This window comes from Bacillus gaemokensis (assembly GCF_001590835.1).
Taxonomy (GTDB): Bacteria; Bacillota; Bacilli; order Bacillales; family Bacillaceae_G; genus Bacillus_A; species Bacillus_A gaemokensis.
Window position 1 is genome coordinate 256,103 of record NZ_LTAQ01000012.1, and the last position, 14,681, is coordinate 270,783.

At 38.2% G+C, this 14,681-nt stretch carries 10 protein-coding genes; 2 read left to right on the plus strand and 8 right to left on the minus strand.

Going from position 1 to position 14,681, the window contains the following annotated elements:
* Positions 1 to 7: 7 nt before the first annotated feature.
* From AZF08_RS12495 to AZF08_RS12510, 4 genes are all read right to left on the minus strand, one after another.
* On the minus strand, positions 8 to 2,764 hold the full coding sequence (locus AZF08_RS12495; protein ID WP_033673278.1) for a DEAD/DEAH box helicase: 2,757 nt from the start codon (positions 2,762 to 2,764) through the stop codon (positions 8 to 10).
* Entirely contained in the window at positions 2,748 to 4,367 is a 1,620-nt protein-coding gene (locus tag AZF08_RS12500; RefSeq protein ID WP_033673277.1) for an SWIM zinc finger family protein, read from the minus strand. Before AZF08_RS12500 ends, AZF08_RS12495 begins: the two co-directional genes overlap by 17 nt.
* Positions 4,368 to 4,567: 200 nt before the next feature.
* Entirely contained in the window at positions 4,568 to 4,879 is a 312-nt protein-coding gene (locus tag AZF08_RS12505; RefSeq protein WP_033673276.1) for a DUF3910 family protein, read from the minus strand.
* Positions 4,880 to 5,285: 406 nt separating this feature from the next.
* Positions 5,286 to 6,164, minus strand: a complete 879-nt coding sequence (locus AZF08_RS12510; RefSeq protein ID WP_033673275.1) for a cell wall-binding protein EntA — start codon at positions 6,162 to 6,164, stop codon at positions 5,286 to 5,288.
* 784 nt (positions 6,165 to 6,948) lie between these two features.
* Here AZF08_RS12510 and opuD point away from each other — a divergent pair.
* Positions 6,949 to 8,469: a glycine betaine transporter OpuD gene (gene opuD, locus AZF08_RS12515; RefSeq protein ID WP_033673274.1), complete on the plus strand. Its 1,521-nt coding sequence runs from the start codon at positions 6,949 to 6,951 to the stop codon at positions 8,467 to 8,469.
* Positions 8,470 to 8,746: 277 nt separating this feature from the next.
* Positions 8,747 to 8,881 (plus strand): hypothetical protein, encoded by a 135-nt coding sequence (locus tag AZF08_RS31775; protein ID WP_063177289.1) that lies wholly within the window; start codon positions 8,747 to 8,749, stop codon positions 8,879 to 8,881.
* 189 nt (positions 8,882 to 9,070) lie between these two features.
* Here the strand turns inward: AZF08_RS31775 and AZF08_RS12525 are convergent, their stop codons facing one another.
* The 4 genes from AZF08_RS12525 to AZF08_RS12540 form a co-directional block, all read right to left on the minus strand.
* Complete coding sequence (locus tag AZF08_RS12525; RefSeq protein WP_033673273.1) at positions 9,071 to 10,366, minus strand: glycosyltransferase family 2 protein; 1,296 nt, start codon at positions 10,364 to 10,366, stop codon at positions 9,071 to 9,073.
* The gene (locus tag AZF08_RS12530; protein WP_033673272.1) at positions 10,363 to 11,115 is read right to left on the minus strand and encodes a dGTP triphosphohydrolase; all 753 of its coding nucleotides are present in this window, start codon (positions 11,113 to 11,115) and stop codon (positions 10,363 to 10,365) included. The genes AZF08_RS12525 and AZF08_RS12530 overlap by 4 nt, the downstream gene beginning before the upstream one ends.
* A gap of 118 nt (positions 11,116 to 11,233) precedes the next feature.
* Positions 11,234 to 12,445: a NupC/NupG family nucleoside CNT transporter gene (locus AZF08_RS12535; protein WP_033673271.1), complete on the minus strand. Its 1,212-nt coding sequence runs from the start codon at positions 12,443 to 12,445 to the stop codon at positions 11,234 to 11,236.
* A 335-nt stretch (positions 12,446 to 12,780) separates the two neighbouring features.
* Positions 12,781 to 14,502: a C40 family peptidase gene (locus tag AZF08_RS12540; protein ID WP_033673270.1), complete on the minus strand. Its 1,722-nt coding sequence runs from the start codon at positions 14,500 to 14,502 to the stop codon at positions 12,781 to 12,783.
* Positions 14,503 to 14,681: the final 179 nt, after the last annotated feature.

Genomic DNA, 14,681 nt, shown 5'->3' on the forward strand with positions numbered 1-14,681 from the left:
TCAGGTTCTAAACACCAAGTAATTCCTTCAATTCGTCTGTTGATAGTTCTGTCATCCAGCTGTCACTTGTGATAACTGCATTGTTGAGCGATTGTTTCCGCTCTAGCATTTCATCAATTTTTTCTTCAAGTGTTCCAGTTGTAATGAGTTTATGAACTTGGACAAATCGCTTTTGACCGATGCGATAAGCACGGTCTGTTGCTTGGTTTTCTACAGCTGGATTCCACCAGCGATCATAGTGAATGACGTGGTTTGCGGCAGTTAAGTTAAGACCTGTGCCGCCAGCCTTTAAGGACAGGATGAAGATATCGTATGTTCCGTTTTGGAACTGATCAATCATCTTATCGCGCTCTTTCTTCGGTACACTGCCGTTTAAGAAGAGAACGCGTTGTCCAAATTTCTCTTCTAATACTTTCTTCAGCATATTTCCCATTCCAATATACTGTGTGAAGATTAGACAGCTTTCGTTTTGGTCTTTTATATTTTCAATTAGATCCATTACTGTTTGCGTCTTCATGGACCGCTCTACAACATCTTTTGGTGCATCTTCTTTTAAATAAAGGGCGGGATGATTGCAAATTTGTTTGAGTTTATTTAGCATCAGCAAAATAAAGCCGCGGCGCTCAATACCACTTAAACCTTCGACATTTTGCAGTGTATCTTGCACGAGCTGTTCATATAGTGATGCTTGCTCACCAGTTAACGGGCAGTATGCCTTTTGTTCTTGTTTATCTGGTAAGTTTAATGCGACCGTTTGATCTTGCTTCGTACGGCGTAGTAAGAATGGTGAAATGAATCTTTGTACTTGCTGAATTTTCGCTTCATCACGATCTTTTTCAATTGGCGTTACGAAGCGGCGTTGGAATTGCCCGAGACTTCCAAGGTATCCGTGGTTTAAGAAGTCAAAGATAGACCATAATTCTGCTAGGCGGTTTTCCATTGGTGTACCTGTTAAAGCGATTTTATGATTTGCCTGTAAGTTTCGAACTGCCTTAGATTGCTTCGTATGTGGGTTCTTTATATTCTGCGCCTCATCCAGGATAATTGCATCCCAGCATTGTGTACTAAGCTCTTCTTCATCAAGTTGCGCTAATGCATAAGAGGTTAATACGATATCTGCATCTTGAAGGAAGTCTTTAAATGAATCGCCTTTTGAGCGGTTGCTTCCATAATGTAATTGAACGCGTAAATTTGGGGCAAAGCGGTCAAATTCTTTTTGCCAGTTTCCAAGTACAGATGTCGGTGCCACAATTAGGGCCGGCCCTGTTTGGAGGCGGTTTTCGTTTGCGTACAATAAGTAAGTAATGGTTTGAATACTTTTGCCGAGCCCCATATCATCCGCGAGCAATGCTCCAAATCCAAGCTTTCGTAAATATAATAGCCATTCTACACCATGCTCTTGGTAGGGGCGTAGTGTAGCTTGCAAGGAAGAGGGTATTCCCACTTTTGGAATGTCTCCGATATGCAATAGCTTTTGGAAGAGTTCTTCGTAATAGCCATCTAGCTCAATTTCAATATCAGTAAATGGATTATCTTCCTCTACGATTTCGGTTTCCGCTGAACTTGATAATTGTTGCTGCAGAACATCTTTCATTTCAAGACCATACTTATCCGCACGTTTCATTAGCTTTCTTACTTCTTCAATAAAGGCAGGATCAAGTCGCATCCATTGACCATTTAAATTGAAGAGTCGTTTGTTTTGTTCGACAAGGTCAAAGAACTCATTTTCTGACAGGTCGATGCCATTTGTTGAAACACGCCAGTTGAAATCAACAAGCGTATTCATACCAAAGAAGGACTGTGTTTGATTTGTACTTTGTTTTAATTGGACGCGTAATTTCGGCTTGGTTGCTTTTAAATTTTGCCACCATGATGGTAGTAAGATAGTAACGCCAGCCGCTAATAATTCGTTACTTGCTTCTGTTAAGAAATTCCATGCTTCTGTTTCATAGAGTTCATCGCGAAAATGATCATCTTCCTTGAGCCATGGGACAAGCTTACTGAATCCTTCTTGCGTTTCTGTAATACGTGCTTCATAGTCATGCCATCTCTTTGGCAGCGAATCGATGCCGTTATATACGTATATTCGGTGCGCACCGCGCTTCGTAGTAATAATGGTTTCAAGTTTCCACATTTCAAATTCATCTTGCGGTTCTTGGAGACGAAGACCAATTGTGAAAGGAAGATCGTCTTCAATGTAACCGATCTTTCGGAACCAGTCTTCTTCATGCATCGCTGTCTCAAGCTGCCTTTTCGTAAAATCGTAGTGTTCGTATAATCGTTTTGCATCTTCCCATCCATCATTAGAGCGGGCATCTTGACGAATGCTTTCATTAATCGCTTGCGAGAAGAGTGAAGAAAGCGTGTCATCTTCAATTGGAATGTTTATAACTTTCCATGATGGATACTGTGTCCATCGCTTCATGTCTGGTACAAAGCTTCCAGTTACAAAAGCATCCCATAGCTCTTTTGCATCTGGCGTAAGTGCAGTAATAGGACCATTCATTTGCAGTCCAGAAAAGGAGTTCATCGGTTTGTTTGCGATGTATTCAAATGCCTGGACGTTCGATAGCATAATACCGCTTCGTTCTTCATGCGTAACTTCTTTCAAAAAAGTGCCGAAGAACGAGGTAGAATGCCAAGTGAAGGCCTTTTGTTTCCAATCCGCTATAGGTAAAGGAGTACCGGTGTTATCTTCTCCCCAAAGGAACCAACCTTGACTTACATGTTGGAGACGGATTGTTACTTCAGTTTGTATGGTCATCGATTAATTTTCCTTTCCGTAATTCTTCCTGCAGTGCACGCAAGCGTGAATGTAAATTCGCCATTTGTACGATAAAAACGTGCCATTCGTCTGTTCGTTTCAGACGTTTATAGAGCATGCGTAGTTTTTTAAAATAACGGACTGCACGGCGGTATGATTTACGATTTCGTTCTTCAATCGCTTGCACTGCTGCAAGGTGATAGAGCGGAAGTGCTGCTTCTGGTGCTTCTTTCTCGATTTCTTTCAATGGTTCTTTTAACAATTCAATCGCTTCAAATCCGTGTAACAGATGAAGTTCTGTCCATGTATGATATTGTTTTTTTGCTAGTACGTATTGCTCGTAATTTGTGAAACTGTATGGCAACAGTTCTTGCAAGATCATCTCAAGACCCGCTTGTTCATTTGTATGTGTTGCATATGTTTCATACATCATAACGAATAAACGAACAATATCTTTTATAAAAATAGTATCGGATCGATCATCTATTGTTTTCTTCACTTGTTTATATGTGAAAGAAAGCCAATTTTTGGCGCGCTCCCACTGCATTGTGCTTAGTAAATCTTCAAGCCAGTCAAAATATAAGCTGACAACTTGCGCTGGTTGTTTTTCAAGCAATTGCATCGCCATGTCATCTTCTTGCTTCAAAAAGAATAGGTGAGAGGAGGCGAGAGCTTTTGAAAGCGGATGTATCTTCGCGTCAATTCGTTTTTCCTCTTCCTGTATCCAAGCTTTGCCGGTTAATAATTCTCCCCATATATGCCTGTAAATAAAGAATCTTTCCTGTGTATAGGAATCAGCAGAGAAGAAAATATTGTGCACCAGACGGGCTGTTTCTTGTAAGATTGGTTCACATTCAGGTGGAATCATTTCTGATTTCAAGTCCCGTATAAGTGACTCCACTTTATCAACAAATAAGCGGACGACATTGATTGGCTGATGATAGGAATAGATTTTTTTCGTCTCGAAGTTCTCGATTTCTTCTAATAACTTTTGAAAACAATAAAGTGTGCCATGCAATTTGAAGAGTTCATGTATAGCAACGATGCGCGGCGCTTTTCGTTCCAATTTCATATAAAAGTCTGTAAAGATGCTCATAAGAAAGTACATTTGTTTATAGGTGAGTCGTTCTTGTTCTTTCTTAAATGTGTTATATTCTGATTCGAAATACGCGTGCCAACTTTTATAATCGGTTTCTTCAAATGCGGATGATTGTAATACTTGCCGTGCTGTTCGAATCGGAGGGAGCGATGGTTTCGTTTTGTTTTTAAATAATGTTAATACATCGCCCACTTGCCCAAAACTAGAAGCTGCGGATAATAAAACAGCGAGCATGTGCTCACATTGCGTCGGCGCAAAGCAATCACAATAGCTTTCTGCGATATTACGAATTGGAATGTGAACGCTATACACGTTTCCATCAGCATCCACAGTACCTGATAGCGTATAACCATCAAAATCAACGTTGTAAACAACGCCGCTGCGATATAACTGACGAGCAGTAGCAACATGCTCTTGATCGGCTGCTTGCTGCGGATCAAGTCCTTGAACAAACTCATTGGCGATCATCATAATTTCATCTTTCGTAATTGAATGTTGCAGCATAATTTTCCTCCGTACAAAAGATTTCTTTCCTTTACCATTATAAACAAAAAGCTGTGAAAACAGAAAAAATGAATTTTATCTTAAAAAATTTAGAAAAAAAACGATACATAGTTGTTGTGATGTCGCATTGAAATGAGAAGCAGTAGCTGATTCATTTATGAAAGCGAAGAAGGACTATTTCTTTTTGAAAGAAGTAGTCCTTAAAAACGGTTATCTGCTTTGTTCTCTAATATCGCTTGTATATATGGATCTTGTAGAATTCTTTCTATTAATGGAAGCATTTCTTCTTGAAATGGTATATCAATCGGAAATGGTTTTTGTGATCCGGGCTTGATGCCATATTGTACAAGCTTATAGTGAGTGTGCTCATGATGATTCAGTACGATTAGTTTATAGCGACTATCGTCTTGTTCGAGTGAAAAATCAATGGCGATTGCATCGTATGTAACATCGTCTTTATATATGTACGGTTTCAGTGTACCGATCCAGTCTATTTTTGCATTCAGGTTCATGGGATAACCTCCTTATTGTCATTATATATATTTATTTTGTTTTTCCAACATATAAGTTGGTGCTATGAAGAACAAAAGGTGATTTGCACCTGTTTTTACTTTGCAGAGGACAGAAAGAGAATCGGATCGTTTCTATACATGGCTAGATAATCTCTCCTATTCAAAAAGAAAGATTTTTATGTCAGCTTTTCAATTTGTATATAAGCTGCGGCTTTGAAAGTAAAAGCAAATCTCCACTCATTTTCTCTCTTTGTTTTAAACATGGCATGGGGCTAAAAAAGGTCCTGACCGCTTCTTTGCATGGACGGAAGCTCTCTCACCTAAAAAAGATGGTTTTTATTTGTGTTTATATAAAAAATAAAAGCCAGCTCTCAAATAATAAGAGAGCTGGCGTAGCAGTAATTGATTATTTTAAAATTTTCACTTTAACAGATTTACGTCCCCATTTGTTAGCAACTGCGTCAGAACCAACAAGAACGTCGATACGGTTACCTTTAATTGCACCGCCAGTGTCACCAGCGATTGCTTCTCCATATCCTTCTACCCATACTTTTGATCCAAGTGGAATCACTTTCGGGTCAACAGCGATCATTTTCATGTTTGGATTCGCTGTTAGGTCATGACCCATTGCAGTTAATACACGGCCACCATATGTGCCGCCATTTTCGCTCGGGTGAGCTGTATATGCTGTAGCTACCACTGTTAACTCACGGCCACCAGAAGGTTCGTTTGTTTCAGCTGCTTTTACGACAGGCTTAGTAGCTGGTTTTTCTTGTGCTACTGGCGCTTTTGCTTTAGCTGGTGCTTCAGCTTTTGCAGGAACTGGCGTTTCTTGTTTTTCAATAACAGGTGCTGTACCTGTTAAGAAAGGAACATGAACATAAGCCGTTTTTCCGTTATATTCGAATTGTAACCACTCATTTTGTACTTGGTTCGTTGTTTCAATCATATCGTCTTTCTTAAGCGTCCCAAGAATTTCTGAGTCTGTGTTTGCTTCAGCGCGTACGTTTAACGTATTTACTGTTACGTAGTAGATGCTTTTTGTAAATTCTGCACTTACGAATAGGTCTTTACCATCTAATTTGATTTGTGACCATCCGTTTTCTGTATCTGTAACATCTAATTTATGACCATTTAATAATTTGCCTACAACTTGTGATTCAGTAGTTGGGTTCTCTCGTACATTTAGTACGTCTGTTGTTACAACAGTTTCTGCCTTAGCAGATGATGCGAAAATCCCAAGACCAAAAACTGCTGCTGTCGCTATACCAATTAATTTTTTCATGATAGCCTCCATTGCGTTTGTTTTCGTGTCCTCATTATAGCAACAGTTTTTTTTGGAATTTGGGAAAACACACAATTACAAACCATTCGTAATAAATCATTAACACTTTGTAATATAGAACGAAATTATAGAAAGCGTTTTTCAATCCATATTTTTAGAAGGTTTATGTCATATATCTATTTGTTAATACTAAAGATATTTTTCAATAGAGATAACAATATTACGGCAGTATTACAAAAAGTTTACTAAGGTGTTACATTCCTTGAGAAATTTACCGTTTTATGCCTAAAATAGTTATATAAACATAAATATTTTGTTTGTGAATGTATAAATACGTACGATATCCTGACAAAACAACCGCATAATTGTTACAAAAAGAAAGAGTGGCAATTAGTATATTTGCCTTTTTCACAACTGTAACACACCATTTTTTGGGAAAATACAATCCCATCCGCATGTATCTCGCACGATTTGGCAGTAATATCTCTACCTTTTAATCCTAACGGGATTTATAAAGGGTATACCGAGGGTAAACTGTCCATAAGAATTCTAATTGGTGAAGGCTCATGTTAGAGAGCTTGAAGAAAATCACCACACAAAACATTTTACTTTATCCCGCTATTCGCGGGCGGTAATATCTCCACCTCAGAATTCGATGAAAGCAAAGAAGTTAGGTGAGGGATAAACGGCCCGTAAAAGCTCGATTAAAGCTTTACTTTATCCGATTTAACACATTGGAATTAGGGTATTTACACAAAAAAAGAAACCTACAAAGGGGGATTTGATGAGGAAACTGACAAAAACATTTATTGTCTCATTAACATTATGTATTGCATTTACAATTTGGGGGGTTATTCCCGAATCGATAATTGGAAAAGGTAGTTTAGGGAATGTGACCACTACAATTCAAACAGCATTAGTTAGTAAGTTTGGGTGGTTTTATATTATTTCCGTTTCTATCTTTTTAGGAATTTCGATCTTTTTAATTATTTCGAAGTACGGTTCCATTCGCTTAGGAAAAGATGATGATGAACCTGATTATAGTTATATGACATGGTTTGCTATGTTATTTAGTGCGGGTATGGGAATCGGTTTGATTTTCTGGGGAGTTGCGGAACCATTAAATCATCTATATACACCACCATTTGGAGAAAGTGCAACAGAAGAGAGTGCACGCCTTGCACTTCGCTTTTCATTCTTCCACTGGGGATTACATCCATGGGGCTTATATGCACTTGTAGCACTTTGTATCGCGTATTTTACATTCCGAAAAGGCAAGCCGAGTACAATTAGTGCAACAGTCGGTCCTTTATTTAAAAGTGGCGAGCACGGACGTATTGCACATATATTTGATGTGTTAGCTGTATTTGCGACGGTATTTGGTGTTGCAACATCATTAGGTCTTGGAGCAAAACAAATTGCGGGTGGTGTTAGCTACTTAACATCTATTCCGAACACATTAACAACGCAGTTAGTTATTATTGCAATCGTAACGGTTCTATATATGTTATCTGCACAAACAGGATTAGATAAAGGGATTAAATATTTAAGTAATACAAATATTATTTTAGCCTTTGCACTTATGGGAATCTTATTGTTTGCAGGTCCAACGAACTTTATTATGAATTACTTTACTTCGACAATTGGTTCATACATTCAAGAGTTACCAAGTATGAGTTTCCGTTTAAGCCCATTAGATGAGGGTGGAAACCAGTGGATTCAATCATGGACAATTTTCTATTGGGCATGGTGGATTGCATGGTCACCATTTGTTGGTACATTCATTGCCCGTGTATCACGCGGACGTACGATTCGTGAGTTTGTTATCGGTGTATTACTTGTACCAACATTGATTGGTGCGCTTTGGTTCTCCGTATTTGGAGGAACAGGTATTCACATGGAGCTATTTGACGGAGCGAATATTCAAGCACAAATTAAGGAAATGGGTACAGAGGTAGGATTATTTGCTATGTTAGATCATATGGGTAGCATGGGGCCAGCTTTATCTGTTCTTGCGATTCTACTAATTTCAACATTCTTTATTACATCAGCAGATTCTGCGACATTCGTTCTTGGTATGTTAACGACAAATGGTAGTTTAAACCCACCAAATCGCATTAAAATGGTTTGGGGTCTTGTCCAAGCAGCACTAGCAGCTATCTTATTATATGTAGGTGGATTAGAGGCATTACAAACTGCTTCGATTATCGCAGCGTTCCCGTTTGTGTTTGTTATCTTCTTTATGATTGCTTCTTTATTTAAAGAATTACAAAAGGAAGCTCGTCATCACCATCATCATAAATAATAGAAGGAAAGAGCTGATTTTGAAATCAGCTCTTTTTTAGTGCGCAATTCGCGGGCTAATAATTGGTGGGGATAAAGAAAGCCACAAATAATTAAAGGTTCACTTTATAGGTAAGTACCATATTTCTACAATCTCCGATATATTGTCAAAAGTAATTCATATTTTTGACAAAAAATTGTCGGAAATGTGTTGTCACTTTTATGTATATGTGCTATATTATTTCCTGTAAGCGATTTCAAATAGTTTTTAAGCGTATTCAAGGGGGACAACTAGAATAATGAAGCGTTACGAAAGAAAGTGGAAGCATATTTGTTTGAAACGTGTAGCACATCGCAGTGTCCAAGAAAACACGGAACCAAAGACTGAAGCGTCTAAAGAACAACAAGAGAAACAATTGGTTTTACAAAAATAGCAGTCACTTTTTCGTATATAAATGAAAGTAGATCGTTCGTTGGGGGATGGACGTGAAATTACTTTCGACTAAGGGGTATTGTCTGATATAGATTCAGGTAGTAAAAATAAGCACAGAGCATACGGCGCTCTGTGCTTATTTTTTTTACTCAAACGTTTGTTTAACTTTCTGAGCAAGCGGCTACCGCTTTTATTTTTTAAACCGCACTGTTTTGTCCCATCCGATAATTTGTTTTTTACTTTTCGCTCGTAAGTATAAGATGAGGCTTCGGACGAATAGGTAGGTAAAGAGCTGGGCGTATGTGAAGTACATGATGATGCTGATAAATATGTTGGTCGGCGTGAATGTGTTTTCGACGCTTTGTGCACTAAAGAGCTGCGAGGTGTACGTAATATAGGCGACGTACCACATGAATAGCAGCGGGATTGTATAGTTGATTTGAAAGAGGCCGAGTAGACCGATGATAAACCATACATTTGAAATGATTAAGAATAGCCAAAAGACAACGTATACCAATACTTGCTGCAGTGAATGAACGAGTAGTTTTCCTTTAAAGAAGCTAAAGGAGGAAAACATTTTTTCTAAAATATATAAGTTTCCTTGGAGCCAGCGAGTTCGTTGTTTAATGAGAATTTTTAAATGCTCAGGCTCTTGTTCCCATGTGATGGATTCAGGAACGATTGGCAATAGATACCCTTTTTGTGTAATCCGCAATGTGAGTTCGGCATCTTCGGCAATGGCATATGGATCGTAGCCACCGAGTTCTTCAAGTGCAGAGCGGCGCAGAAGCATATTGGTTCCTGTTAATGAGCCGGTTTGGAATAAGAGCCAACGTCCAGACTGCATGAGTAGCTGAAAAATTTGGAATTCAAGTGAAATCATTCGTGTCAGCCAGTTGCGCTTTTCGTTAACAGTACGGACATGTCCAACAGCACCAACAGCGTCCTCTGTTGTTTCTGCATATTCAACAAGCATGCGAAGTGCATGTGGTTCTGGTTGATTATCGGCGTCATATACACAAAAGTATTCTCCATTTGAACTACTGAGCCCATAGTTTAAAACACGTGATTTTCCTTTCGGTTCTCCAGGCGGAACACGAATATGTTGTATATGTGCATATGCCTTGTCGTATGCATCGCCGATTTCTCCGGTTTCATCCTGAGAGTTGTCATTTAATAAATAAATTGTTAGCTTTCCAGGGTATTCGATATTTGCCATTGCCGATAGTGTATCCATCATGACAACCCCTTCATTATGGGCTGGAATGAGGATATCTACACTTGGATAGTGATCTAATGTACGATTCTTTCGTTTGCGATTTCGATGAGCAAGACCCGCAAGATTTAGTAAGGAATAGTAGACGAGTAAGCCAGAGAATAAGAATGCAGTGAAAATCAGTACATATTTAATAGAGAAAACAAGACTAATCCAAAACACGAATAGACAAAAGAGTAGGAATAACAAAAGAAGAATGATTGTCATCATGGTGTTAACCTCTGTCCGTCAAGCTGCTCTTGTTTTATGTTGATTGTAGAAATGGCATCTTTTGTTAACCATTCTTTCCATTTCTTTTGAAGGCGCTGCATAACAATATGTACACCATATTCATTTGTATTTTGGAGTAAAATGACCAATGTCTTCTCATCATATTTTCCAACTAAATCAAAATCGCTTCGAACTGTTTCAAGAAGAAGGGTGGCAACGCGATCTATGACACTGCGCTTCGTATAGTTACTAAAAGAAGCGAATGAAAAATAGACGAGCATTCCTGTTTCACCGCGCCGTTTCATAGCTGCTTCCAGTAATAAACCACGTCTTTCAAATTCATTTCGTGTTAATAATTTTGTTTCGCCGATATATTGTTCGAGCGTTTGAACCTGTGCTTGTAAACGTCTATTCTCATGTAAGAGTTTTTTTAACATATAGGTCGATATATAAATAAGAAAGAAATTCGCGATCGCAAGGAAATGAATAATGATGTAGTGAAGTTGCGCTGAAGTGCTCCATAAATATAACCATGATTCATAAAACAAATAGAAAACAGAGAGAAGAGTCACAGTAATAAATAAAGTGAATGCTGGTTTGTTTGGAATGAACAAAAAAAGCAAGTTAATGCATACATAAATGATCGTGAAGAAAAAGGCATATGAATATGAAGTCATATGAACGGTGATGAAATAGAAAAGAATTTGTGCAATCCATAGTAGTACAATTTGGTTGGATGCTCGCTTCATTTCTTTACCTCCTAACAATTACATCCTTATATGTAATATGTGCTAGGAAGGGAAGGATACATTCATGAATGGGCATAAAAATAACTGACCCGAAATTTCGGATCAGTTCTCTTGCGCTCTATAGGAACATCATACCTGCAACTGCTGCATTTAAGAAGTTCGCTAGTGTACCAGCGATTACTGCTTTAATCCCTAGCTGTGCAATTTGTTTACGGCGAGAAGGAGCAAGTGTTCCTGTTACACCTAATTGAATTGCGATAGAAGAGAAGTTTGCAAAGCCACAGATTGCAAATGTTAAGATCATATTTGTTTTATCAGAGAAGTCTGCCATGTGTGGTCCTAAGTTTGCATAAGCAACGAATTCGTTGATTGCAAGTTTTTGACCGATGAAACCAGCTGCTTGTACAGCTTCGTTTGGTGAAACACCGATTAAGATAGCGAATGGTGATAATAGGTAACCAAAGATTAAATCAAGGCTAAGCTTAATATGGAACCAAGAGCCAACCCATCCTAATAGGCCGTTTAATACAGCGATTAATGCGATGAACGCCATTAACATTGCTGCTACGTTAATAACAAGTTGCATCCCTTCAGATGCACCGCGTGCTGCTGCGTCGATAACGTTAGCATCTTCACGCTCTGTAGAAAGTTTTACATCGTTATCCGGTTTTTCTGTTTCTGGCATAATTAGTTTTGCAATTAATAAGCTTGATGGTGCTGCCATAATTGCTGCTGCTAATAAGTGCTCTAGTGGAATTCCCATTGCTGCATAACCAACAAGAACTGATCCAGCAACGGCCGTCATACCGCTTACCATAACCGTGAAGAATTCACTGTTTGTTAGACGTGTTAAGTATGGTTTGATTAGAATTGGTGCTTCTGTTTGTCCTAAGAAAACAGTTGTTACTGCATTTAAACTTTCTGCTTTAGAAGTTCCAAGAATTTTACTTAATGCACCACCAACGATACTAACGAATTTCTGCATAATACCAAAATAATATAAGATTGCTACTAATGAACTAATAAATACAATTGGAAGTAGTGCTTGAATTACGAAAACGAAGCCCCAAGGACCTTTTGCGTTAACTAAATCCCCGGCAACGAATTTGATCCCCTCATAAGAAAAGTTAATTAAGCCTTGAACACCGTCAGAGGCAATTTTTAATCCTGCTTTTCCAGCATCCCATCGTAACACGATGAAAGAAAACGTAATTTGTAATGCTAGCGCAATTAAAATTGTGCGCCAATTAATAGCTCTGCGGTTGGAAGATAATAAGAAAGCAATTGCTAAAACTCCAATCACGCCGCCAATTCCCCATAAAAAATTCATGCAGTGTAACTCTCCTCTCTCATAGTAAAAAAGTATATATAACAGATGTCTATACTGCTACGAAAATAGCATCTTAAGTAACTTATCATACCGGACATCAGAGGTCAAACATCTGTGTAAAAGTTTAAATAAAAAGAAAATTTAATAAAAAAACACATATCTGTCCTGAGATAGTGAATTTGGTTATGTTGTTTAGGGAAAATACATCATTATTGTAACGTTATGAGGTATTTTTAATAAATATGGTGTATGAAATAAGAAGAGGACCACACATTTAAAATCTATGAAAATGAAAAAGAGCCTTCTAGTAATCTAGAAGACTCTGAAACTATGATTTAAGGTGCTTTTGTATAACCTAAGAAGTGGCTGCTCCAATAAGAGTTGTTTAATGAAACGATTTTAACACCATTGTCACCAGCTTGAATGAATGATTGGCCACCAAGATAGATACCCATGTGAGAAGGACCTGATTTATAAGTATTTTGGAAATAGATTAGATCGCCTGGTTGTGGATTTGAAGTTTTTGGTAGGCTGCTCCAATATCCTGCTACACTTTGACGGCTAATGTTATGACCAAATTTGTTAAAGACGTGGAAAATGTAACCACTGCAATCAACGCCATTAGCAGAAGTACCGCCCCATACATATGGTACACCTTGCATTGATTTAGCATATGAAAGGATAGATGATGTATCACCACTATTGTTTGTATTGTTATTATTATTGTTGTTTTGGTTTTGATTATTGTTGTTATTTGGCTTGTTAGGTTTATTGTCTACAGCGCCACCAACTGGTGTCTTAGAAAGGAAACGAGTTCCTACATAGCCAGTGCGACCGTTGTAGCTAATTTTGCTCCATCCGTAATGTTCAGAAATAACCTGTACTTTTTGGCCTTGTGGAAGAGCACCAATTACACTGTAATTTGTACCTTCGCCACTACGTACGTTTAATGCAGACACATTAATGTAGTATTCACCAACAGATGTTTGTGGTTTTTCAGGTTGTTCTGGTTTCTCAGGTGTCGTGGTGCCACCTTTTACGAATTTCACAAATTCACTGCTTACATAACCAGTTTTACCGTTATGGTTGATTTTGAACCAACCATTTTCTACGCCAATTACGTTTAATGTTTGACCATTTAATATGCCACCAAGCACACCGTGGTATGTAGCTGGACCTGTACGAACACGTAAAGAAGTTGCGTTAACAACATAAGTACCACCAGTTTGAATGGTTACATTATTATTGTTTCCTTGTTGATCGTTACCTTGGACAACATTTTCATTAGAACCACCTTTTGTTACATAGTCCTTGCTTAAATATGCTGTTTGTCCTGCATAGTTAATTTTGAACCAATCTTGAACTTCTCCGATAACTTGTACAACTTGTCCTTTATGAACAGATCCTAAAGTTGTATGAGAAGTACTAGGGCCTGTACGAACGCGAAGAGAAGATACGTTTACCGTATAGTTTCCGCTTGCAGGTTTAACAGTTGTTTCGTTATTAGAAGAACCAGTATTGGAAGAAACGCCAGATACAAATTGTCCACTTACATAACCAGTTTTCCCATTATGGTTAATTTTGACCCAACCGTTTTCTTCTCCAATAACTTGTAATGTTTGTCCTTCATATACACGTCCCATAATAGAACTAGAAATATTTGGACTTGTGCGAACGCGTAATACATCAGCAGTAACTTTGTTTTTGCCACCTGTGCTAACATTTGTTGTTGCACCGTTTTTTGCGACAAATTGTCCACTAACGTAACCAGTTTTTCCATTATGGTTGATTTTGACCCAACCATTTTCTTCTCCAATTACGTTTAGCTTTTGACCCTCATATACGCGAGAGATAATGTCGTGAGAAGTACTAGATCCAGTGCGGACGTGTAATACGTCAGCCGTCACTGTGTAATTTGAATTGTTTTGTGGTGCATTTTGGACAGTTTGTGTAACAGGTTTTTGTGTATTTTCAGGGGCAGCTTGAGCGGTATCAAGCCCTGGGGCTACTCCTCCTGCTACAGACACTGCCGCAAGACCGGCAAGATATTTTTTCATGTTTTGTCGATTCCTTTCTGTCTGTATTATAGTGATGAAATATTTACCAACTGTTAAAAATTCTAAAAGGCATGTCGATTACTGTCAAGGGTTATGCGGGAATCTGAATATGTCAAAAAGATTACAAAATAAAATCAAGGTGCGAATCTGCCCCTTGATTTTAAATGGAAATACATATG

Coding starts and splice junctions, on each gene's coding strand:
- AZF08_RS12500 (WP_033673277.1), bottom strand. CDS start 4,367: ATGCTGCAACATTCAATTACGAAAGATGAAATTATGATGATCGCCAAT.
- AZF08_RS12510 (WP_033673275.1), bottom strand. CDS start 6,164: ATGAAAAAATTAATTGGTATAGCGACAGCAGCAGTTTTTGGTCTTGGG.
- AZF08_RS12495 (WP_033673278.1), bottom strand. CDS start 2,764: ATGACCATACAAACTGAAGTAACAATCCGTCTCCAACATGTAAGTCAA.
- AZF08_RS12540 (WP_033673270.1), bottom strand. CDS start 14,502: ATGAAAAAATATCTTGCCGGTCTTGCGGCAGTGTCTGTAGCAGGAGGA.
- opuD (WP_033673274.1), top strand. CDS start 6,949: ATGAGGAAACTGACAAAAACATTTATTGTCTCATTAACATTATGTATT.
- AZF08_RS31775 (WP_063177289.1), top strand. CDS start 8,747: ATGAAGCGTTACGAAAGAAAGTGGAAGCATATTTGTTTGAAACGTGTA.
- AZF08_RS12525 (WP_033673273.1), bottom strand. CDS start 10,366: ATGATGACAATCATTCTTCTTTTGTTATTCCTACTCTTTTGTCTATTC.
- AZF08_RS12530 (WP_033673272.1), bottom strand. CDS start 11,115: ATGAAGCGAGCATCCAACCAAATTGTACTACTATGGATTGCACAAATT.
- AZF08_RS12505 (WP_033673276.1), bottom strand. CDS start 4,879: ATGAACCTGAATGCAAAAATAGACTGGATCGGTACACTGAAACCGTAC.
- AZF08_RS12535 (WP_033673271.1), bottom strand. CDS start 12,445: ATGAATTTTTTATGGGGAATTGGCGGCGTGATTGGAGTTTTAGCAATT.